A 22,277-nucleotide genomic window follows, 5' to 3' on the forward strand; every position below is an offset into this window, starting at 1 on the left:
TTTTATGTTTAAACCCGATATGCGTTATACTTTTTACAAACCTGACATGTTAAGAAAAACTTTTCACCTGATCCTGATCACATTTATTACCGGCATTTCGGTGAGTTTTGGCCAGACTGTTCCGTCTCCGAAAGAGCATTTTGGTTTTGCTATCGGGGATGACTATCAGCTTGCCAATTTTACCCAAACGGAGGTCTATTTCAAGAAACTGGCCGAAGCTTCGGACCGTGTAGAGCTGACGAGCATCGGCTTGACCGAAGAAGGCCGGAACCAGTACATGATGATTGTTTCCTCTCCTAAAAACCTTAAAAATCTTGCACGGTTTAAAGAAATCTCCCAGAAACTGGGTCGTGCCGAAGACCTTACCCCGGAACAAGCCAAAGTTTTAGCGTCGGAAGGCAAAGCGGTAGTCTGGATTGACGGGGGACTGCATGCCACGGAAACCGTCGGGATCCATCAGCTGATTGAAACGGCTTATCAACTTGCAACCCGTAATGACCAGGAAACGAAGCGGATTCTGGACAATGTGATTATCCTGATGACCCACGCAAATCCGGATGGGCAGGAGCTGGTGAGCAACTGGTACATGCGCGAGAAAGATCCTAAAAAACGTACACTGGAATTTTTGCCCAGACTGTATCAGAAGTACATCGGTCATGACAATAACCGCGATTTTTACATGATGCAGATGAAGGAATCCCAAAACATGGGGCGCCAGCTTTTTGTCGAATGGATTCCGCAGATTATGTATAACCATCATCAGCGCGGGCCGGCAGGTTCTGTGCTTGCGGGGCCGCCATACCGGGACCCGTTTAACTATGTATTTGATCCATTGCTTATTACCGGTATTGACGCCGTGGGTGCTGCAATGTACAACCGGTTGAATGTTGAAAACAAGCCGGGTTTTACACGGTTAACCGGCTCAACATTTTCGACTTGGTATAACGGAGGGTTGCGCACGACGACGCAGTTTCACAACATGGTGGGCCTGCTGACCGAAATTATCGGCGGGCCTACGCCTGAGGATATTCCACTGGTTCCGCAGCGACTGATCCCCAATGGTGCGACGCCTAATCCGGTGACGCCACAGTCGTGGCATTTCAAACAGTCCATCGACTACTCCCTGTCGCTGAACTTTTCGGTACTGGACTATGCAGCACGTAACTACGACGACCTGCTTTTTAATATTTATCATATGGGTAAAAATTCGATTGATCGCGGTAATATGGATTTCTGGACGCCTTATCCGAAACGGATTGACGCGATCAATGAAGCCATCAAAGCCAACCGCCCCGTGGTAACAGCCAGTGTAACTGCGCCGCCGGCCAAGATTAATTTCTACGATCTGGTATTGAAGGATTCCACATTACGCGATGCCAGAGGGTATATTATTCCTTCCGGTCAGACTGATTTTCCGACTGCTGTGAAGTTTTTGAATGCGCTCATCAAGGCAGGAATTCAGGTTCAAAAAGCATCTGCCGATTTCTCGGTTGCCGGCAAAAAGTATTCCGCAGGGTCCTACATCGTAAAATCAAATCAGGCGTTTCGTCCGCACATCCTCGATATGTTTGAGCCGCAGGATCATCCGAATGACTTCCAATATGCTGGTGGTCCGCCGATCCGTCCCTATGACGCCGCCGGCTGGACACTTGCCTTCCAGATGGGGGTGAAGTTTGACCGGGTTCTAAATGACTTTTCCGGACCGTTTGAGAAAATCCCTTATGGCGAATTGCTGACGGTGAAAACGGTTGTGCCCAATGCGTCAGCGGGATATGTGTTGAGTCCGGCAGTGAACAACTCCTTTATTTATATCAACGACCTGCTGGCGGCGGGGATTGAGGTTTTCAGGGTAAGCAGTGGGAAAGACCAGGGGACATTTTTTGTTCCTTCATCGGCCAGGTCAAAAGTTTTGCTCGAAAAATCGGCGGCGGAGCTGGGTTCATCGGTAAAAGCAGTCAGCAAACGTCCTGCGAACCTCAACAGGATTTCGCCGGCACGCGTAGCATTATGGGACAATTATGGCGGCTCGATGCCTTCGGGCTGGGTTCGGTGGCTGGCTGAACAATATCATTTCCCGGTTCAGCTTGTTTATGCAAAAGATATTGATGCCGGTGAGCTCCGTAAAAAATACGATCTGATTTTATTCGTAACCAGAGCAATTCCCGGCATAGGAGCCAACGGTTCGGGTGGAGAAGGTTTCACTAGGAGAGAACCGAAAGAAGAGGAAGTGCCTGCTGAATTTCATCATAAAATGGGTAACCTGATCGTGGCGAAATCTGTCCCATCCTTGAAGAAATTCATGGAAGAAGGTGGCTCGGTATTTACCATCGGGAGCAGTACGAGCCTGGCCTATCACATAGGATTGCCTGTAAGAAATGCGTTGCTGGAAATGACATCGTCGGGTATCGAGAGGCCGCTGCCGGGTGAAAAGTATTATGTGCCGGGCAGCATTTTGCAGGTAGCCGTGGATTCCACCCAGAAAACAACCTGGGGCATGGGCTCAAAAAGTGATATCTATTTTGACGCCAGCCCTGTATTCAATTTGTCGGCGGATGCCGTTGCCAAAGGTTTGATCAAACCTTTGATGTGGTTTGATACCAATAAACCGCTGCGCAGCGGGTGGGCGTGGGGACAGGCTTATTTGCAGGGAGGCGTTACGGCTTTCGAGGCGACAGTAGGTAATGGAAAACTGATCGCTTTCGGGCCGGAGATCACCTTTCGGGCTCAGTCTTACGGCACATTCAAACTTTTGTTCAACCAGCTTTATTCGTCATCGAAATAAAAATTCAATTTTAGGTTTATGTAGTTTGAAAGGAGCCGGCATGCTAAGCCGGCTTTTTTTGTCCGGAACCTTCTGCAACGGCCTTTTTTAGAAAAGATGCGTTCGACAGAAAGGTGCTGCAATTTGAACGCTTTTCTCGCCCAATTCAGCTATCGGTTTGCCCGGTTGGGGTAATTAGTTCATCCGGATCTGTTGCTGAAAAAATACTTTTGAACCAGGGATTACAACAAAAAGAGTGATCCGCTGACCAAGGGAAATAAATCGGGAACAAAAGATTACTAAAAGGCAATGATGAAAACGCTCACTAAAAACAAACTGCATTACATTTTTTTATTATGGTTTTTGCTGCTGACACCGGCACTTAACGCAGCCGTTCAGGAGGTAGATACTACCGGCACGTCCGGCCTTGTTTTCGAGCCGGTTGTAAAAGCACCGGTGTTGGAACATAAAGCGGTAAAGGAATCTGTGAAATCCCTGGATGTGGCGGTAAATCAGACCGCGTCGCAGCAAAAGGCAAAAGAGCCATTAAGTTTAGGGACGATTTTTTTGGCCGGATTTCTGGGAGGTTTGGCTGCTATTTTGCTGCCCTGCATATTTCCCATGTTACCTCTCACCGTCGGATTTTTTACCAAACGACACACGGAACGGCGAAGAGGTATCATTGATGCCGTGATCTATGGCTTATCCATTATTCTGATCTACGTGGGTTTGGGCATGCTGATCACCATTGTCTTCGGCGCGGACGCGTTGAATGCACTTGCTACGAACGGCATATTTAATTTTGTTTTCTTCGTGTTGCTCGTCGTGTTTGCCGCCTCATTTTTCGGTGCATTCGAAATTGTCCTGCCCAATAAGTGGCTTAACAAAGCAGAGGAAAACAGTGATCGCAAAGGTTTCGCAGGGATCTTTTTCATGGCTGCAACGCTGGCGCTGGTGTCGTTCAGCTGCACCGGTCCGATCATCGGTACCCTTTTGGTCGAAGCAGCCACTTCGGGCGCGCGTTTGGGACCGGCCATGGGAATGTTCGGATTTTCACTGGCTCTGGCACTGCCCTTCGTGCTTTTTGCACTTTTTCCGTCCTGGCTTAAAGGTCTTCCTAAATCGGGTGGCTGGCTTAACAGTGTAAAAGTCTGTCTGGGTTTTCTGGAACTGGCGCTTTCTCTTAAATTTTTGAGCAACGTAGATCTTACATACCGCTGGCATATTCTTGACCGTGAGGTGTTTCTGGTCTTGTGGATTGTGATTGCCGCGCTTGCAGGTTTATACCTCCTTGGCAAGCTAACGTTTAGTCACGATAGTGAACTCAAATACATCAGCGTTCCCCGGCTTTTTATGGCGATCATCGTGTTATCATTTTCAATCTACATGATTCCGGGTCTTTGGGGGGCACCTTTAAAATCCATCGCTGCTTTTCTGCCGCCGCAGTCGGGCCAGGATTTCGACTTGTACACGCCACTGTTGTCAGGAAATAGCAGCATAACAGCGGTTAATGAAACGTCGGTTTCGCAGCCGCAACCCCGCAAGTATCAGGATTTGTTTGACAAACCGCTTAACCTGCACCCGTTTTTCGATTACGAAGAGGGCATAACCTATGCCAAAAAAGTAAACAAGCCGGTATTGATTGATTTTACAGGCCATGCATGCGTCAATTGCCGCAAAATGGAAGCAACCGTCTGGCCGGACAATAAGGTGCTGTCTTTAATTAAAAATGATTACGTCCTGATTCAGTTGTATGTTGATGATAAGACCGAACTACCCGCTAATGAGCAATACATAAGTAAATTCAGCAACAGGAGAATTACCACGATCGGCGGGCTCAACAGCGACATTCAGGCTACACATTTTAATACCAATTCGCAGCCGTTTTATGTATTGCAGAACCCTGTTTCGGAAAAGGAACTGGTAACACCAAAAGGAGCTGATTACGATGTGGATAGTTATCACGATTATCTTCAATCGGGCCTCAGCGTATTCAATCGATAATTTTTTTAAACACTCAAAATTTAAATCCATGAACAAGAAATATGGACTGGGCGGACTATGTATGGCATTTTTCCTGTACACATCCGCCGTGGCACAACCGACGCTTACGCAAGGTAAATGGCATGCAGCATTGCAGCGGCCGGATGGGCATGTAATTCCCTTTGAACTGGATATTCAAAACCAGAATGGGAAATGGATAACCTCCGTTTTAAATGCATCAGAACGTATAAAAACCGAGGAAATGGTCATCGAAAATGATTCGCTTATCATTAAAATGCCGGTTTTTGAATCTTATTTTAAGGCCAAAGTGATTCGTAAAGACAGCCTGAGCGGTGTCTGGGTCAGCGGCGGGGCCAGTAAAGATCTCATTTTTCCATTTAGGGCTTCCGCCGGAGGTGGCCGTTTTGCGATTGGAAAAACCGGCAAACCCAGACAGGTTCATGGCAAATGGAACATCGAATTTACACGTGCTAATAACACCAAAAGAGCGGCTATTGGACAGATTATTCAAAAGGGGAATATTCTGTCGGGATCGGTGCTGACACCGTCCGGCGACTACCGGTATCTGGATGGTGTGGTATCCGGAGATTCTCTTTCTCTTTCCACTTTCGATGGTAGTCACGCGCTTTTGTTGTCTGCAAAAATTAATGGCGACCATCTCTCCGGTCATTTCTACAATGGACTTTCGGGTGTGGAAACCTGGACAGCCGTAAAAGATGAGAATGCAGTCCTGCAAGCACCTGCGACGGCTGTTACAGCCTTGAAGGAAGGCAGTGATGGTAAACTTGATTTTACTTTCAAAAATCTGGAAGGGAATCCGGTTTCACTGAACGATGAGCGTTTTAAGGGTAAGGTGGTGATTTTACAGCTCATGGGCTCCTGGTGTCCGAATTGTATGGACGAAACAGCTTTTTTGAGCGATTTCTATCGGAAGAATAAAGATCGGGGCGTTGAAATTATTGCGCTGGGTTATGAGCTGAGCACGGATGCGGCAAGGTCGGTGAAAAGCCTGCAAAAATTCAAAGACCAGTTTAATGTTCAATATCCGATCCTGAATACCGGCGTGACCGCAGGAGACCCGCAACGGGCGGAAAAAACGCTACCGCAGCTGACGGCGATCAAAGTTTTTCCAACCACAATTCTGCTGGATAAAAACGGTGTGGTGAGCGACATCAGCACGTCCTTTTACGGCCCTGGTGCCGGTGATTATCATCTGAAATTCAAAAGTCATTTTGAAACATCTGTCAATACACTTTTGGAACAGAAGCTGTAAGGTTTTTTATAGTTATCGCGACCGTATCCATGAAAACGAGCAGAACGCCAGGGGAAATAATCCCCTGGCGTTCTGCTCGTTTTTTAACTATACTTAAATGTCGATGCTTCCGCCTATTTCAAGTAAATGCAGCGTCAGGCCGGCATTTTTAAATTCCTGAATTGCTTCTGCTTTGTCCAGTTTGATAAACCCGAATGTATCGTAATGAACTCCTATAACTTTACTTGTTTTAACAAAGTTTGCCGCTTCGATCGCATCTTCAACGCCCATCGTCAGTACATCACCAATCGGGAAAACGGCGAAGTCCAGGTCAGCCCATTTGGGGATTAACGTCATGTCAAGGGAAAGGCCGGCATCACCGCTGTAATAGAAATTTCCGTCGGTGGTTTTCAAGACAAATCCGCTCGCAACACCGGCATAACTTCCATCCGGCAGGCTGCTTGAATGCTGTGCCGAAACCGCTTTTACCGTGCCAAAATCGAAAGTTACCTTGCCGCCCGGATTTAACGGATGCACATTTTCAACGCCTTCTTTGGTAAAATAGATATACAGTTCCCAGATCCCAACGATCATCGCACCGGTACGTTTCGCAATAGCGACGGCATCCAGCATGTGGTCAAAATGGCCGTGAGATATGAAAATGTAATCGGCCTTTATGTCATCAATGTTGATACCTTTCGCCAGTTCATTTCCCGAAATAAAGGGATCAAACAGGATATGTTTGCCACCAGCGACGACCGAGAAGCAGGAGTGACCGTAGTAAGTAATTTTCATGGTTATCTTTTTAATGCAATAATAGTGATTTGTTTTTGATGATATCAAAGACGACGCAGGCCTTAAGCACAAAATAACCTGCCCGTAATAGCCGGACAGGTTATTTTTAGAAATGGTTCAGTTTAAACCAGATTAATAACGACCCCAATGTTGCCGCGGGTGGCTTTGGAATAGGGACAGGTCTGGTGCGCGGCGTCTACCAGCGATTGTGCGATGTCGGCAGGCAAACCTGGCAGGCTTACATTAAGACGGGCCTGTAAAAAGTACCCGCCGGCAGCCGTACCCAGATCCACTTCTGCATCCACAGCCAGGTCTGCTGGCAGTGTAACCTTCATTTTGGAAGCGGCAATACCGATGGCGCCAATGAAACAGGCCGACCATCCGGCTGCGAACAACTGTTCGGGATTGGTTCCGGCACCGGTACTTCCCGGTGATGATAGTTTGATGTTTAACCGGTCATCTGAACTTTGAGAAGCGCCGTCACGGCCACCGGTGGTGTGGGTTTTACCTGTGTACAACACCTTTTCAATTTGGGTGAATTTAGTTTCTGTGTTTGATTGAGCGTGATTCACAGATGCGTTTTCGATTTGGTGATTTTCCATTTTGTTTTATTGATTATGAATTGTTTATGATAATTTTATTGATTGTTACTTCACAGGGATTGAGAATGCGACGGTTTCGGGAGGAAGGCATTGCTGATTGCTGCATGCCATAAATTCCACCTCACCTTTTACCGTGGTTTTGCCACTCAGTTTGATTTTTTGTTGAAATATGACCTCCTTCTCAAAGTAGCTGACATTCATATCAAAGAACTTTTCGAATTTGGTAATGGGTTTCGGCTCAGCAACATCACCGTTCAGCTGAAATGATTTGGAAGGTGTAAACGTAAAAGTGGCTTTCAGAGGCCCGCCTTCCGGCACCGATTGGGCGTATACATGCCAGCCGGCATCGATTGTGGCCTTGATAAAAACCGTGGCCTCGGTTGGCGAAGTTTTCTTTGCTGCATAACTCCATTTTACGGGTTTCAAAATCTGGCTGTTGGCGGAGAAGGTTGAAAGTAGTCCGGCAACAAATACTAGTAAGGTTTTCATGATGTCGTTGTTTAAGGATAAATTTTGGATTATGATACCGCAGTCCGGTATGGATCTTTATCGTTTGGCTTGTTCAAGAGCTTCCTGATTTAGCCGCAAATATTCGTTGTCACTGCCTTCTTGCGCTGTTTTGATACCTGCTTCCGCTGCGGCCTGCGCACCTGCTTTATCACCTTTTCTGAGTAAAAAACGTGACTTGAAAAGTTTGTAGGAAGCTCTTTTTGGAAAATCCTGTTCCGCTTTGGCAATCCAGCCCAGCGCCTTGTCTGTATCTTTGTTGTTGATATAGTAATATTGTATGGCGTTGAAATAGTTGAGGTTGGATACCTCTTTTTTCTCCATGATACGATCGATGCTGGCAACAATTTTGGCATCATCATTGGTCGTCAAATGAATATTTACAGCCGTTTGGTCCCAGGAGATGTTCAGGTACGATGTTATGGTTGTCGGGTTGTTAAACAGCATGGTAAAAGCCTCCTGTTTTTCAGCCGTTTTGATCGTCTTAACCTTAAAGCGGATCAGGTCACTGGCCTGGTTGTAGGCGTAAGCGCCCCACTGATCGGCTGACTTGTTCAGGATTATCGTCCATTCATCTTTCTCGGGAATGCAGAACAGCGCATAAGCACCGGCGGGAATATTGTGGCCCTCCACAATGGCATCTTCCGAAAACTTGATAACGGTCGCGTTGTTGGCACCCGCCCGCCATACCTGTCCGTAAGGCACCAGCCCACCGAATATTTTACGGTTTTTCACCGGTGGACGGGAGTAGGTAACGCTTACTTTCCCAAGTCCCAGATCCTGGATAACCGTTTGAGTAGTGCTCGGATTGGGCAGGACTAAATCCTGGGCGTTGCTTTTAAAGGTTGCTGATGCCATCAACATCATGGCTAAAATAAAAGAGTTCGTTTTCATATGCTTGTTGGATAAGATTGGCAGCGACTTCCGCTGAATGCTGATACAAATAGACAGCAAAAGGAGAAAAACGGCACATGGAAAAAAGCCGGATTAGGCAAATTGAAGGGTGAAGTGGACAGTCCGCATGGCCAGCAGGAAAGCGGCTTTTTTCTGTGATTTGAGGGTTGTAAAATGGCTGACTGGCATTTAATAATGTATGGGTTTACGGTTCTTTTTTGCAAAAGAAAGTTCGGATTTTAAACTGTCCAGTTCACCCGCCAATTGGTCTAACTGAGCCGGTTTTCAATGCTCCGGATTTTGCCGTCGATTTACCTTTGAGAAAAAAAGAAACAGATATGAACTTCTCAAAACAAAAAAGGTATAATAAATCGGTGGTCCTGCTGGGCTGTATTTTGTTTGCAGGATTTGTCGGTTTGCAGGCAACGAGCCCTGAAATTTCCAACCCTGCGATATCTGGTGCATTTAAGGGCCCTAAGGAAGTGACGAGCATCTTCGAGCGTGCCTGTTATGATTGTCATTCCAATGAGACCAACCTGAAATGGTACGATAAAATTGCCCCTTTTTCCTATGTCGTGGCTGCTGACGTGAAGGAGGCCAGAGATCGGTTTAACTTCTCCGAGTGGGACAGCATTTCCAAGGGAGATCAGGAAACCAAATTGTGGTACATGGTCAACATGATTGATGCCAGAAAAATGCCTTTGCCAACATACACGACAATCCATCCCGGTGCAAAAATTACAAAAGAGGAGCTTAGCATACTGAAAAATTATGTGATCGATCTGTCGCGGAAAAATCATGCTTTGGGTGACACCGCAAAAATAAAAACGGGAGGTGAGGAAGTTGTTAAAGTAGAAAAAGAGCGTGGGCATCAGGTTCCAACCTCCGTGAATGGTATCGCTTATTTTGACGATTACAAAAACTGGAAGGTGATAAGTTCTACCAATCGTTTTGACAACGGCACGATACGCCTCATTTATGGAAATGAAATTGCCGTAAACGCGATCAAAGAGAATAAGATTAAACCCTGGCCAAATGGTGCGGTGATCGTAAAAGTGGTTTGGAACAGCCAGCATGAAGACGCTGAGGGGAATGTAAAACCCGGCAACTTCAATAACGTTCAAATGATGATCAGAGACGATAAGAAATTCAAGGATACGGAAGGCTGGGGTTTTGCCAGATTTAACGGGCTTGGCCTGGAACCGTATGGCAAAACAGTTTCGTTTGCAACTTCCTGCATCAATTGCCACCGTATGGTTCCTGAAAATGGATTTGTATTTGATATTCCAACTAAAAATAAACTTTAAACCATTAAAAATAAAATACATGAAAACGTTCATCATGATCTCTGTTGCTGTCAGCCTGGGTTTGGCGGCTTTAATTTTAACCTCCTTTGTTCAGTACAATCACGAGGCCGGTCTGGAAAAAAATAACCGTGAAAAGGTGGCCGGGCCGGGTTTCGCGGTGGTGGAGCTCTTCACGTCGGAAGGATGTTCGAGCTGTCCGCCGGCCGACGAGCTGGTGGCGAAAGTGGAACAGGCCAATCCCGGTAAACCGGTTTATATCCTGGCCTTCCATGTCGATTACTGGGATAATCAGGGTTGGAAAGATGTGTTCAGCAAGGGAGATTTTACGACCCGGCAATACGAGTATGCCAGTTGGCTGAGAACTGAGACCGTTTATACGCCACAGATCGTTGTGAATGGGGAAAAAGAGTTCGTCGGCTCTGACGAATCAAAACTGACGAACGCGATAACCTCCGGTTTACAATCGTCAGCTTCGGCAAAATTGGTTTTGGAAGCGAAACAGGGACAGAACAAACTGATCATTCAGTACCAGACAAACGGAGCTTCGAAAAGTACCGACCTGCAACTGGCCGTGGTACAAAAAGTGGCACGGACTACTGTAAAACGCGGAGAAAATGCCGGTCGGGAACTTTCACACGTTCAGATCGTACACCAGATCCAGAGCCAGGCGGTAGGTAAGACAGGCACAGGAACTGCCGAGATCAGTCTTCCCGAGGGTTTTGATGCGAAGGGCTGGGAAATAATCGGTTTTCTTCAAAACAGAAATAGCGGTGAAATTCTGGCAGCAGCCAAACCTGATTTTAAGGAAAATATTTAAACCGAAAAGTGATGAAACTGATGAAAACCGGAATCCTGTTTTTTATCGCTGCGTGCCTGATGTTATCAGCATGCAGCGACTCAGCCAAGCCGACACTGGCCACCGAAACGATTTTTGAAGCGAAAGGACTGCACGTGATCACATCAAATTTTAACAAGAAACGTGGCACAATGTCAACGCTTTACGGCAATGAGGCTGCGCTTGAAGCGGCGAGGGACGGAAGCGGCCAGCACGTACCAGGCGAGGTTTTTACGCTGGTGACCTGGGCGCAGGAAGCCAATCCGTTTTGGTTCGGCGGAAACATCAACGGGGCCAGACAAACGGTCGAAACAGTCCGTGTGTCGCCCGCTGACAAGGATAATGTCCGGGCGGACTATGAAGTAGAAACGGACGGTGAGAACGTTTTGGAAAAAGTTAATTTTGACAAACAGGAAAGGATAAATTTTATCTTTGATCAAAAAGCGTCCGTTTTCCCATCTGTAAAAGCAAATGCGTTATGAGTAAAATAATTTTTAAAGTTTCAGCCGTGGTGATCTGGTTAAGCTCTGTTGTGCTGGGCGTGCTGACCACCGTACCCAAAATAGCAGAGAAACATTTCAGTGCTTTCGACGCCGTTGCTGATGCTTTGATCACCTCCACATTTACGCTTTTTGTCTGGTATTTTAATATTTATTCGTTGCCCAAGTTTTCAAAAAGGCATTCTGCGACGGGGTTTTCTTTCCCGCTTTTGATCCGCAGTCTGACCCTCGGCATTATCCTGATGTTTTTGATGGTCGGGCTACGCGAATTTGTAAGACCGATGCCCAACTTTGGGCCAGTCATGCTGATGTTTGAAGTGCGCGGAATATTGATTACCCTCGTCTTTTACATGCTTTTAAATCTGTTATACCAGACGCATCAGAACCAGCAGGTAACGCTGGAACTGGAACGGACGAAGGCCGATAATCTGGGTGCCCAGTATGAGCTGCTCAAACAGCAGGTAAACCCGCATTTTTTGTTTAACAGCCTGAATACGTTGAAATCCATGGTGGAGCTGGACGATAAGAACAGCGTGGATTTTATCCTGAAACTATCCGATTTTTATCGTTTTACGCTGGAAAACAGGAAAATGGATGTTATTCCTTTGTCGGAGGAAATCGAGATTCTGGACGCGTACATGTTTCTTTTGAAAGCAAGATTTGAAGAAGGGATTGATATTGAATATAAAATTGAAAGAGGGCATTACAATACTTTTATTCCGCCCTTTACGCTCCAGTTACTGGTGGAGAACTGCATCAAACACAATGTCGTTTCTTTGGATTATCCGCTGAATATTGTTTTGTATTCCGAAGGTGACAGGCTTGTAGTGGAGAACCGGTTACAGCTTAAAAAGAACCCGGGCAGATCTACCGAAATGGGCCTTGATAATATCAACCGGCGCTACCTGCATTTGCTGGACAAAAAAATAGATATAGAAACAGATCAGGACTTTTTTAGAGTAAAACTTCCGTTAATTCATGAATATACTAATCATTGAGGATGAGATCAAAACAGCCAAATCGCTGGCTCAGATCATCACTTCCATCAGAACAGATGCTAAAATCGTGGCAACCATACAAAGCGTAGAAAGGGCAGTTTCATTTTTGACCGAGAATCCGCAGCCGGATCTGATATTTATGGATATCCAGTTGTCCGACGGGCTGTGTTTCGAGATCTTTGAATCGGTCAAGGTCATTCCGCCGATCATTTTTTGCACCGCATACGACAACTACGCTATTGAAGCTTTCAAAGCCAACGGTATCGATTATCTGTTAAAACCATTTAAAAAGGAACATATTGAATCGGCGCTCGACAAACTGAGTAATCTGCGGTCTTATTTTTCCACAGAAAAACCGTTGGTGCCGGATCTGGAAATGTTATTGAAAAGGCTTGGTGAGCCTGATGGAAAGAAGAGCTTCCTGGTTTTCAAACAGAATAAATACCTGACCGTGAAAACGGAGAATATTGCGTTTTTCTACATACACAACGAAACGACCTGCATCATGACCTTTGACCATCATGAGTATTCGATTTCACAGCCGCTGGAAGAGGTGCAGGGCATCGTACCGGCCAGTCAGTTTTACAGGCTTAACCGTCAGTACCTGGTCAATTTTGATGCGATCAAGGAAGTGGAACATTACTTTTCCAGAAAGCTGTTTGTCAAACTGACTATTCCTTCGCCGGATAAACTGCTCATCGGAAAGGAAAAGGTCAGCAGTTTTTTAAACTGGCTGGAAAGCAGGTAGAATTGGGTATCCTGAGGAACCAGTTGCAGAGGTGAAATTGGCCTGAAACAGGGTCTGGGATAACTTTTTGGCAGACTTCGGGAGGTGATCAATCTTTGTGCAAAATAAAATCCTAAAAAATATTCGAATCGTAGTTTTTTATTTGCATAAAAGTTATCTTTATAGTAACCAAATTATTACCAAATCTGAAAAGAGAAAGGAGCTAATTATGGGAAAAGTCAGAAATATTCTGGAAACAAAAAAGACAGCGCCTGTATCCATTCATCCGGATAACACTGTTTTTGAAGCCCTGGAACTGATGTTCGAAAAAAACATCGGAGCGCTTTTGGTAATGGAACAAAAGAGGTTTATCGGTATCTTCACAGAAAGAGATTACGCGCGAAAAGTTATCCTGAGAGGTAAGGCCTCCAAAGAGATCATGATCAGAGAAATCATGACAGAGCACCCTGTTACGGTATCCTCGGATACGTCCATCGAAGATTGTATGGCATTGATGACTGATAAATTTATCAGGCATCTTCCCGTTGTGGACGATGAAGAGCTTATCGGCATAATTTCCATTGGTGACGTGGTGAAATACATTATTGAAGACCAGCAGTTTATCATTGGAAACCTGAAACATTACATCACGGGGATTTAACCCGTTTGAGTCTTGTCTGTATTAAATTTCAGAGTAGTACCCATTAAGAAAGGGCAGTTTTTGACTGACAACGTTTTTTAATAAAGTGGGTTATGAATGAATTAAATACATCGGATACGCCAGGCTGGCCCTTTTGGGTTTACACCCTGTTGGTATTTAGCCTGCTGACACTGATCATTTCGCTTTCTTATTTTCTTGGACAACGTCATCAGGACCGTGCGACCGCTCAGCCTTACGAATCCGGCATTCTGGAAACCGGCTCGGCAAGGCTGCGGTTCTCAGCTCAGTTTTATCTGGTTGCGATGATGTTCGTCATCTTTGATATCGAGGTGGTATTTATTGTTTTGTGGGCGCTGGCGTTCAAGGAACTGGGATGGCCTGGTTATCTTGGAATCACCGTTTTTATCGGACTTCTTTTTGCGGTACTGATCTACGAATGGAGTGTAGGCGCACTGGATTTTGGCCCTGACGGCAAAAAGATTTTGAAAGCCTACCGAAAAAACCTTCCTTTAAAGAAACCTGTCATATGAAATGGTGGCTGAGTAGTCCTTCAGAGCCCGCCAACGCGGTAAAAGGTACGGGTTCTTTTGAAGAATCGGTGCAGCAAAGTGTAATGCTCACAACGGTCCAGGATTTGCTGGCATGGGGGCGTAAAAACTCCATGTGGCCTTTCCACTTCGGGTTGTCGTGCTGTTTTGTAGAAATGGCTACGAGCCTTACCAGTAAATATGATGTCGCTCGTTTTGGAGCGGAAGTGATCAGGGGAACACCGCGTGAGGCAGACGTGATGGTGATCGCAGGTACCGTTTTTGTGAAAATGGCACCGATTATCAAAAGGCTGCATGAGCAGATGATGGAACCCAAGTGGGTGATATCCATGGGCTCCTGCGCCAACTCGGGTGGGATGTATGACATTTACAGCGTGGTACAGGGTGTCGATAAATTTTTGCCGGTGGATGTGTATGTCCCCGGTTGTCCACCCAGACCCGATGCATTTATGCAGGGATTAACGCTTCTGGCCGACTCGGTTGGGAAGGAGCAGCGGCCGTTGAGCTGGGCCATTGGCCCGCAAGGGGTTATCAAACCCGGGCAGTTGGTGATGAGGGAAGAGAAAAGAGAAGAAAGGAAAAAGATGATTGATTTTCGTACTCCTGACAGTGTTTGAAAGACTCAGAAGTACGTTAGCGTGCGGTTGACAAACTAAAACCTCAAGAGCATGAATGAATATTCAGGCTTGGAAAATGAACTGATCTCCGTTTTTGGAGAATCCGCCCTTGCTCAACAATCAGCAACTGATGAGGTAATAACCCTATGGGTAAAAAAGGATAATATCGTCAAAGTTCTCACGTATCTGAAACAAACAGCACATCATCCTTTTGGCATGTTGTTTGATCTTTCCGCCATTGATGAGCGAAACAGGGCCAAGACCAAATCAAACGGTGTTATCTCGCCTGATTTTACGATTGTATACCATCTGTTCTCCTTTGAAAGCAATTGTTTTGTCAGGCTTAAAGTTGCTTTGCATGGCGAGTTCCCCAGCATTGCTTCCATTTCTGATTTGTGGAAAAATGCAAACTGGTATGAAAGGGAAGTTTATGATATGTTCGGGATCCGGTTTGAAGGCCATCCTAATCTTAGACGTATATTGATGCCGTTAACTTGGATAGGGCACCCTTTGAGAAAAGAACATCCGGCGCGGGCAACCGAAATGGACCCATTCCGGTTATGGGACGAAAAGCAGGACCGGGAACAGGAAGCACTGCAATTTAAACCGGAAGAATGGGGTTTAAAAAGACACAGCGAAGATGCTGATTTCATGTTCCTGAACCTCGGGCCGCAGCACCCGGGCACACATGGTGTGCTGAGAATTATCCTTCAGCTGGATGGAGAAGATATTGTGGATGCTGTACCGGATATTGGTTTTCACCACCGGGGCGCTGAGAAAATGGGTGAACGGCAGTCGTGGCACACGTACATACCCTACACCGACCGGGTGGATTATCTTGGCGGCGTGATGAATAACCTTGCCTATTTGCTGGCTGTGGAAAAACTGGCCGGGATTAAGGTGCCTGAACGCGTGGAGGTAATTCGTGTCATGCTTTGCGAGTTCTTCCGCATTGCCAGCCATCTGGTGTGGTATGGCACCTTCGCACAGGACCTTGGACAGCTTTCTCCCGTATTTTACATGTTTACCGACCGTGAAAAGATCTTCGATATCGTGGAAGCGATATGTGGCGCGCGTATGCATCCCAACTGGTTTCGTATCGGTGGCGTTGCGCAGGATTTGCCCGCCGGGTGGGATAAACTGGTTCGTAGCTTTATTGATCACTTCCCGAAACGGCTTAGGGAATACCACCGGATGGTGATGCAAAACAGCATTTTTAAAGCGCGTACGGTGGGGATCGGTATTTACACTTTGGAAGAAGCCATTGAATGGGGCGTAACTGGCCCCGGTCTGAGAGCCTGTGATTTTGCCTGGGATTTTAGAAAAAAGCAGCCTTATTCAGGATACGAAAACTTTGATTTTGACATTCCGACCGCTAAAAACGGAGACTGTTATGATCGCGCCGTTGTGCGGGTTGAAGAGATGTGGCAAAGCCTCCGGATTATTGAACAGTGCCTGAACAATATGCCGGAGGGACCTTACAAATCTGATCACCCGCTGACAACGCCACCCATTAAGAAAAACACGATGAAAGATATTGAAACCCTGATCACCCACTTTCTGAACGTGAGCTGGGGACCCGTGATTCCGGCGGGAGAGGCCATGAGCTGCATTGAAGCAACCAAGGGTGCCAACAGTTATTATCTGACGAGTGACGGTAACACATCGGCATATCGTGTGCGGATACGGACTCCGTCATTTCCGCACATGCAAATGCTGCCGTATATCAGCAAAGGTTACACGGTCGCCGACTTGTTATCTATTCTGGGAAGTATGGATTATGTTTTGGCGGATATTGACAGGTAAAGATGTTTGGGTTAGACTATGATTCGTAATAATTATGCTGACAGCAGAAGAAATAACGGAGATAGATCATGAGATCGCACTGGTTCCGCTGCGCAGGGCGGCCTGCATAGAGGCTCTGAAAATTGTCCAGCAGCACCGTGGGTGGATTTCGGACGAGAGCCTGAGAGCCATTGCAGACTATATGCAGATGTCACCGGAGGAACTGGACAGTGTAGCGACATTTTATAATCTGGTTTTTCGCAAACCGGTTGGCAGAAACATCATTTTGCTTTGTGACAGTATCACCTGTTATGTCATGGGGTATGACAAACTCTATGAACATCTGAGGGGCAAACTGCAAATCAGCTTTGGAGAAACCACTGCCGACGGCCGGTTTACGCTTTTGCCTAATGCCTGCCTCGGTACCTGCGACCATGCACCGGCACTGATGGTCAATAACGAATTATATCGTAACGTGACCCGTGATGATCTGGATGGAATTTTAGACGGATATAAATAATGCCATGGAAACGCCGCTCACCCAACATATCAGCTCCTCGCGACCGCCGCTTAATCTGAGAGATTATGAGCAGGTGGGAGGATATCAGGCTTTGCGCAAGGTATTAAAGTCGATGAATCCGTCAGAGGTAACGAAAACGGTACAGGAATCTGATCTGAAAGGCAGGGGAGGCGCGGGATTTAATACCGGCATGAAATGGAGCTTTGTCCCCATGAACGACGGCGAAACAACAAAATATCTGATTGCTAACGCAGACGAAATGGAACCCGGCACTTTCAAGGACCGCCTGCTGCTGGAAGGGAACCCACATCAGCTGATTGAAGGTATGATCATCTCTGCGTTCGCAATTCAGGCGAATATCTCGTACATCTTTTTGCGTTGGGCGTATAAAAAAGCGGCCAGGCTTGTCAGGCATGCCATGGATGAAGCTTACGCCGCGGGGTATCTCGGCAGGAACATCCTTAACAGCGGATACAATCTTGAAATGTATTTGCATACCGGCGTGGGAAGATACATATGCGGCGAAGAAACCGCGCTTCTGAACGCGCTGGAAGGAAAAAGGGCTACGCCGAGAACGAAACCGCCATTTCCGCAGGTAAGCGGGTTATTTGGTAAACCTACGATTGTCAATAATGTGGAAACGCTTTGCAATATTCCGCATATCGTCAACAACGGTGCTGACTGGTTTAAGGCTTTGAGCCCCGGAAGTGACGCCGGTACGAAACTTTACGGAGTCAGTGGCCGTGTTAATAATCCGGGACTGTGGGAGTTGCCGATGGGAACGACGATGAGAGAATTGATCGAGGAGCGCGCCGGGGGAATGAAAGAGGGATACCAATTCCGGGGCGCCTTACCGGGTGGCGCCTCCACTGATTTTCTGGTTGAGCAGCATTTTGATATCAAAATGGACTACAAGTCGGTCGCCGCAGCCGGCAGCCGGCTGGGAACCGGTACGATGATCGTGCTGGACGACCGTACCTGTCCCGTTGGTTTTGTCCATAATCTGGAACATTTTTTCGCACAGGAATCCTGCGGCTGGTGTACCCCATGCCGGGAGGGATTGCCCTGGACAGAGAAGATATTGTTATCCCTGGAAAAAGGGCAGGGCAGGCCGGAAGACTTGAAACTGCTTGCCATACATACGCAGTTTCTGGGTCCGGGTAATACGTTTTGTGCCCTGGCACCCGGAGCCATGGAGCCGCTGCAAAGTGCCCTGAAATATTTCAGGGAAGATTTCGAAAGGCATATCAACGAAAAAAAATGCCCCTGGGTAAACAATCATGGCACACATTAACATAGATAAAACGTCTTACGAAGCGAAGGAGGGTAAAAACCTGTTAGAAACCTGTCTGACACTGGGTTTTAACCTGCCTTATTTTTGCTGGCATCCGGCAATGGGTTCGGTTGGCGCATGCCGACAATGTGCGGTCAAGGTTTTCAAAGATGAAAATGATACACAGGGACGTTTGGTAATGTCCTGCATGGAAAGTGTTCGGGATAATATGTTTTTATCGGTGGATGATCCGGTGGCCAAAGCTTTTCGTTCTCAGAATATCGAATGGCTTATGACCAATCACCCGCACGACTGTGCGGTTTGTGATGAGGGCGGGTCCTGTCATTTGCAGGATATGACCGTGATGACGGGGCATGCTTACCGGCGTTTTGAGTTTAAAAAACGGACTTACAAAAATCAGTATCTGGGCCCGTTTGTCAACCATGAAATGAACCGGTGTATCCAGTGTTATCGCTGTGTACGGTTTTACAAGGATTATGCAGGAGGAAAAGACCTGGACGTTTTTGGTGCGCATAACCATGTCTATTTTGGGAGAGAAAGCGACGGTGTGCTTGAAAATGAGTTCAGCGGTAACCTGGCTGAGATTTGCCCGACCGGTGTTTTTACTGACAAAACTTTAAAAGACCATTACACCCGCAAGTGGGATATGACCATGGCGCCGTCCATCTGCCAGCATTGCAGCGTGGGGTGTAACATCATTGCCGGTGAGCGTTATGGAAAACTAAGGCAGATCACCAGTCGCTTTAACAGTGAGGTGAATGGCTACTTTATATGCGACCGGGGACGTTTTGGTTACGAATTCGTCAACGGTATAACCCGCGTTCAACAACCAGTGATCCGCGGAGCAATGGTAGGAGGGGATGAAAAACGGAATCTGTACGACAATTTGAAAACGTTTTTTGAAAATCTGGACATTATTGGCATCGGATCTCCGCGGGCATCACTGGAAGCAAATTTTGCGTTAAGACAGCTCGTAGGCGAAGAACATTTTTATCAGGGGATTTCTGAAAATCAGGCTGGTTTGTTGCGCATCCTGCTTGCCACTTTAAATTCCGGGAAAGTGCACACACCATCGATAAAAGAGATTGAACAGGCAGACGCGGTGCTGATTCTGGGCGAAGATCCCACCAATGCGGCTCCCCGAATCGCTCTTGCCCTGCGGCAGGCAGTGAGGAGAAAACCATTGGAGCATGCACAAAATATCAAAATTCCGGCCTGGCATGATGCTGCCCTGCGCGAGTTTATCCAGGAAGAAAAAGGGGATATGTTCATCGCCTTTCCTGTGGAAATAAAACTGGATGAATTGAGCAGCGATACCTTTTTCGGATCACCCGACGAGATTGCACGTTTTGGTTTTGCCATTGCCAGTTATCTCAATGAAGAGGTTGTTAGCCCTGATGGACTGGACGAAGCCACCGAAAAACGCGCATTTGCTATTGCAGCAATTTTAAAAAATGCAGAGCATCCCTTAATTATTTCCGGTACAAGTCTGGGACATGAGGGGATTGTAAAAGCCGCCTGTAACATCGCCTTGGCAATTGGTGTACAAAAGGAAATAGGTAGTCTGTCGTTGATTGTGCCTGAATGTAACAGCATGGGACTGGCTATGATGCAGGCTCCTGCGCTTGATAAAGCTTTTGAAGCGGTTCAGCAGGGAGGCGTAGGCGCGGCCATTATTCTCGAAAACGATTTATACCAAAGAGCCGAAAAAACAGATGTCGATCATTTTTTTGAGACCTGCCGGCACGTGATGGTATTGGATCATCTGCATCATGCGACAACGAGTCAGGCCTCGCTGCTGATCCCGGTTTCTACCTTTGCTGAGGGAGATGGTACGATGGTCAGTCATGAAGGACGTGCGCAGCGGTTCTTTCAGGTTTTTATGCCTAAAAATGAAAATATCCGGGAAAGCTGGCTTTGGCTTGACGAATTCAGGCAGTTTAAAAACGGTGTTGATCCGCAGGAATTAAACGAGCCGGGAAATTTGATTGAGGAACTGGTCAGGGTTATACCGCAATTTAAGGGAGCTGAAACGGTTTCTCCACCGTCTGATTTTCGCATAAACGGCCAGCGAATTCCGAGAGAACCCCATCGTTATAGCGGACGTACTGCCATGTTGGCGAATATTGCCGTCAGTGAACCCAAGCCGTCTCAGGATGATGATTCGCCGCTTTCTTTCACCATGGAAGGATATCGGGGCATTCCTCCCGCACCGCTGATTCCGTTCTTTTGGGCTCCGGGCTGGAATTCGGTGCAATCCATCAATAAATACCAGATTGAAGTAGGCGGGCCGTTGCATGGAGGCGATCCTGGCAGGAGACTATTTATAGAAGGGGAAATGTCAAGAATTGATTTTTGGAAAATGCCTGTTTCTCAGTTTTTAGCTGAATCCGGGGAAACGGAGATTATCCCGTTGACACACATTTTTGGCTCCGAAGCGCTGAGCGTTTATTCGGCAGCTGTTGCAGAAAGAGCGCCGAGTCCCTATGTGCTGATCAGCGAAAAAGACGCCGAGAAATTTGATGTTGCCGAACATGCGTTATTACGCCTGAGGATTCAGACCCAGTGTTTTGATCTTCCTGTGAAAATAAAGAAAGAATTACGTCCGGGACTGGCTGCCATACCGTTTAATCTGCCTTCGATGGCAGGCATCGGCTGGCCTGCGAAAGGGATCTTATCAAAAATAGAGCCATGAACGAGATATTCCGATACATCCTGATGATTGTGATCATGTTGTTTACGCTGACCACCATTGCTGCCTGGCTGATCTGGTTGGAACGCCGTATGCTGGCGCTGTGGCAGGACCGATATGGCCCCAATCGTGCGGGACCGTTTGGGCTGCTGATTGTGGCTGCGGACACGATCAAGCTGTTTTTCAAGGAAGACTGGATTCCGCCATTTGCCGACAAGGTGATTTTCGTGATAGCGCCCACCATTGTTGCCGCTGCCGTTCTGATGAGCTTCGTGGTTGTACCTTTCGCACCGGGAATTCTCGTCTCGGATCTGAACGTGGGTTTACTGTTTTTCCTTGCCATGTCATCGTTGGGCGTGTACAGTATCGTGCTGGGAGGCTGGGCTTCCAATAACAAATATTCCTTACTGGGCGCTCTTCGGGGTGCTTCTCAAATGATCAGTTATGAGGTTTTTATGGGTTTGTCGCTCATGGGGGTGGTGATGCTTTCCGGTTCGTTCAGACTTACGGATATCGTACTGGCGCAAAAGGACTACTGGTTCGTGTTTACGCAGCCGGTAGGTTTTGTACTTTTTCTGATCGCCGGAATCGCGGAAACACATCGTCTGCCTTTTGATATTCCCGAGGCTGAAAGCGAGCTGGTTGCCGGGTTTCACTCGGAGTATTCAGGGATGAAATTCGGGATGTTTTTTATCGGGGAATATCTGGGTATCACGCTCGTTTCCGCGATGGTTGTCACGGTGTTTTTCGGAGGTTGGCTCGGGCCGTCATTTCTTCCTCCGCTGGTTTGGTTTGCACTAAAAACCTTTGTTTTTATTCTGCTTTTTATATTACTGCGGGCATCGCTTCCTCGGCCAAGGTACGATCAGCTGATGGAATATGGCTGGAAAATAATACTGCCGATCGCGCTGCTGAATTTGTTGATTACAGGCGCGGTAGCATTATTAATGTATTAACAATCAGGTTAAACGATACGGT

The 22,277-nt window shown here is 46.8% G+C and carries 20 protein-coding genes; 16 read left to right on the top strand and 4 right to left on the bottom strand.

Going from position 1 to position 22,277, the window contains the following annotated elements:
• Positions 1-19: 19 nt before the first annotated feature.
• The 3 genes from M1L62_RS16220 to M1L62_RS16230 all read left to right on the top strand — a co-directional run bounded on the left by M1L62_RS16220 (position 20) and on the right by M1L62_RS16230 (position 6,038).
• On the top strand, positions 20-2,782 hold the full coding sequence (locus M1L62_RS16220; RefSeq protein WP_374760305.1) for a M14 family metallopeptidase: 2,763 nt from the start codon (positions 20-22) through the stop codon (positions 2,780-2,782).
• Between the two features lie 288 nt (positions 2,783-3,070).
• Complete coding sequence (locus tag M1L62_RS16225; protein ID WP_254560653.1) at positions 3,071-4,765, top strand: protein-disulfide reductase DsbD family protein; 1,695 nt, start codon at positions 3,071-3,073, stop codon at positions 4,763-4,765.
• A 28-nt stretch (positions 4,766-4,793) separates the two neighbouring features.
• Positions 4,794-6,038, top strand: coding sequence for a peroxiredoxin family protein (locus M1L62_RS16230; RefSeq protein WP_254560654.1), 1,245 nt, complete (start codon positions 4,794-4,796; stop codon positions 6,036-6,038).
• A 93-nt stretch (positions 6,039-6,131) separates the two neighbouring features.
• Here M1L62_RS16230 and M1L62_RS16235 read toward each other — a convergent pair whose 3' ends face one another.
• The 4 genes from M1L62_RS16235 to M1L62_RS16250 form a co-directional block, all read right to left on the bottom strand.
• The gene (locus M1L62_RS16235; RefSeq protein WP_254560655.1) at positions 6,132-6,812 is read right to left on the bottom strand and encodes a metal-dependent hydrolase; all 681 of its coding nucleotides are present in this window, start codon (positions 6,810-6,812) and stop codon (positions 6,132-6,134) included.
• A gap of 122 nt (positions 6,813-6,934) precedes the next feature.
• On the bottom strand, positions 6,935-7,414 hold the full coding sequence (locus tag M1L62_RS16240; protein WP_254560656.1) for an organic hydroperoxide resistance protein: 480 nt from the start codon (positions 7,412-7,414) through the stop codon (positions 6,935-6,937).
• A gap of 45 nt (positions 7,415-7,459) precedes the next feature.
• Complete coding sequence (locus M1L62_RS16245; RefSeq protein ID WP_254560657.1) at positions 7,460-7,903, bottom strand: protein-disulfide reductase DsbD N-terminal domain-containing protein; 444 nt, start codon at positions 7,901-7,903, stop codon at positions 7,460-7,462.
• A 57-nt stretch (positions 7,904-7,960) separates the two neighbouring features.
• Positions 7,961-8,815, bottom strand: a complete 855-nt coding sequence (locus M1L62_RS16250) for a DUF2911 domain-containing protein (RefSeq protein WP_254560658.1) — start codon at positions 8,813-8,815, stop codon at positions 7,961-7,963.
• 338 nt (positions 8,816-9,153) lie between these two features.
• Between M1L62_RS16250 and M1L62_RS16255 the strand changes: the two genes are divergently transcribed.
• The 13 genes from M1L62_RS16255 to nuoH all read left to right on the top strand — a co-directional run bounded on the left by M1L62_RS16255 (position 9,154) and on the right by nuoH (position 22,255).
• Positions 9,154-10,122, top strand: coding sequence for a heme-binding domain-containing protein (locus M1L62_RS16255; RefSeq protein WP_254560659.1), 969 nt, complete (start codon positions 9,154-9,156; stop codon positions 10,120-10,122).
• A gap of 19 nt (positions 10,123-10,141) precedes the next feature.
• Positions 10,142-10,939 (top strand): DUF1223 domain-containing protein, encoded by a 798-nt coding sequence (locus M1L62_RS16260; protein ID WP_254560660.1) that lies wholly within the window; start codon positions 10,142-10,144, stop codon positions 10,937-10,939.
• An 11-nt stretch (positions 10,940-10,950) separates the two neighbouring features.
• Positions 10,951-11,439 carry a cytochrome P460 family protein gene (locus M1L62_RS16265; RefSeq protein ID WP_254560661.1) on the top strand — a complete coding sequence of 163 codons (489 nt, stop codon included), beginning with the start codon at positions 10,951-10,953 and terminating at the stop codon, positions 11,437-11,439.
• The gene (locus M1L62_RS16270; protein ID WP_254560662.1) at positions 11,436-12,455 is read left to right on the top strand and encodes a sensor histidine kinase; all 1,020 of its coding nucleotides are present in this window, start codon (positions 11,436-11,438) and stop codon (positions 12,453-12,455) included. The genes M1L62_RS16265 and M1L62_RS16270 overlap by 4 nt, the downstream gene beginning before the upstream one ends.
• Positions 12,436-13,203: a LytR/AlgR family response regulator transcription factor gene (locus M1L62_RS16275; RefSeq protein WP_254560663.1), complete on the top strand. Its 768-nt coding sequence runs from the start codon at positions 12,436-12,438 to the stop codon at positions 13,201-13,203. The genes M1L62_RS16270 and M1L62_RS16275 overlap by 20 nt, the downstream gene beginning before the upstream one ends.
• A gap of 208 nt (positions 13,204-13,411) precedes the next feature.
• The gene (locus M1L62_RS16280; RefSeq protein ID WP_254560664.1) at positions 13,412-13,843 is read left to right on the top strand and encodes a CBS domain-containing protein; all 432 of its coding nucleotides are present in this window, start codon (positions 13,412-13,414) and stop codon (positions 13,841-13,843) included.
• Between the two features lie 92 nt (positions 13,844-13,935).
• Positions 13,936-14,373: an NADH-quinone oxidoreductase subunit A gene (locus tag M1L62_RS16285; protein WP_254560665.1), complete on the top strand. Its 438-nt coding sequence runs from the start codon at positions 13,936-13,938 to the stop codon at positions 14,371-14,373.
• Positions 14,370-15,008: an NADH-quinone oxidoreductase subunit NuoB gene (gene nuoB, locus M1L62_RS16290; protein ID WP_254560666.1), complete on the top strand. Its 639-nt coding sequence runs from the start codon at positions 14,370-14,372 to the stop codon at positions 15,006-15,008. Before M1L62_RS16285 ends, nuoB begins: the two co-directional genes overlap by 4 nt.
• Positions 15,009-15,059: 51 nt before the next feature.
• Entirely contained in the window at positions 15,060-16,814 is a 1,755-nt protein-coding gene (nuoC, locus tag M1L62_RS16295; RefSeq protein ID WP_254560667.1) for an NADH-quinone oxidoreductase subunit C/D, read from the top strand.
• A 34-nt stretch (positions 16,815-16,848) separates the two neighbouring features.
• On the top strand, positions 16,849-17,313 hold the full coding sequence (gene nuoE / locus M1L62_RS16300) for an NADH-quinone oxidoreductase subunit NuoE (RefSeq protein WP_254560668.1): 465 nt from the start codon (positions 16,849-16,851) through the stop codon (positions 17,311-17,313).
• Positions 17,314-17,317: 4 nt separating this feature from the next.
• Entirely contained in the window at positions 17,318-18,607 is a 1,290-nt protein-coding gene (gene nuoF, locus M1L62_RS16305) for an NADH-quinone oxidoreductase subunit NuoF (RefSeq protein WP_254560669.1), read from the top strand.
• A complete protein-coding gene (nuoG, locus tag M1L62_RS16310; RefSeq protein ID WP_254560670.1) occupies positions 18,594-21,302 on the top strand; it encodes an NADH-quinone oxidoreductase subunit NuoG in 2,709 nt (902 codons plus the stop codon). The genes nuoF and nuoG overlap by 14 nt, the downstream gene beginning before the upstream one ends.
• Complete coding sequence (nuoH, locus tag M1L62_RS16315; protein WP_254560671.1) at positions 21,299-22,255, top strand: NADH-quinone oxidoreductase subunit NuoH; 957 nt, start codon at positions 21,299-21,301, stop codon at positions 22,253-22,255. Before nuoG ends, nuoH begins: the two co-directional genes overlap by 4 nt.
• Positions 22,256-22,277 lie beyond the last annotated feature (22 nt).

This window comes from Dyadobacter diqingensis (assembly GCF_024220585.1).
GTDB lineage: Bacteria > Bacteroidota > Bacteroidia > Cytophagales > Spirosomataceae > Dyadobacter > Dyadobacter diqingensis.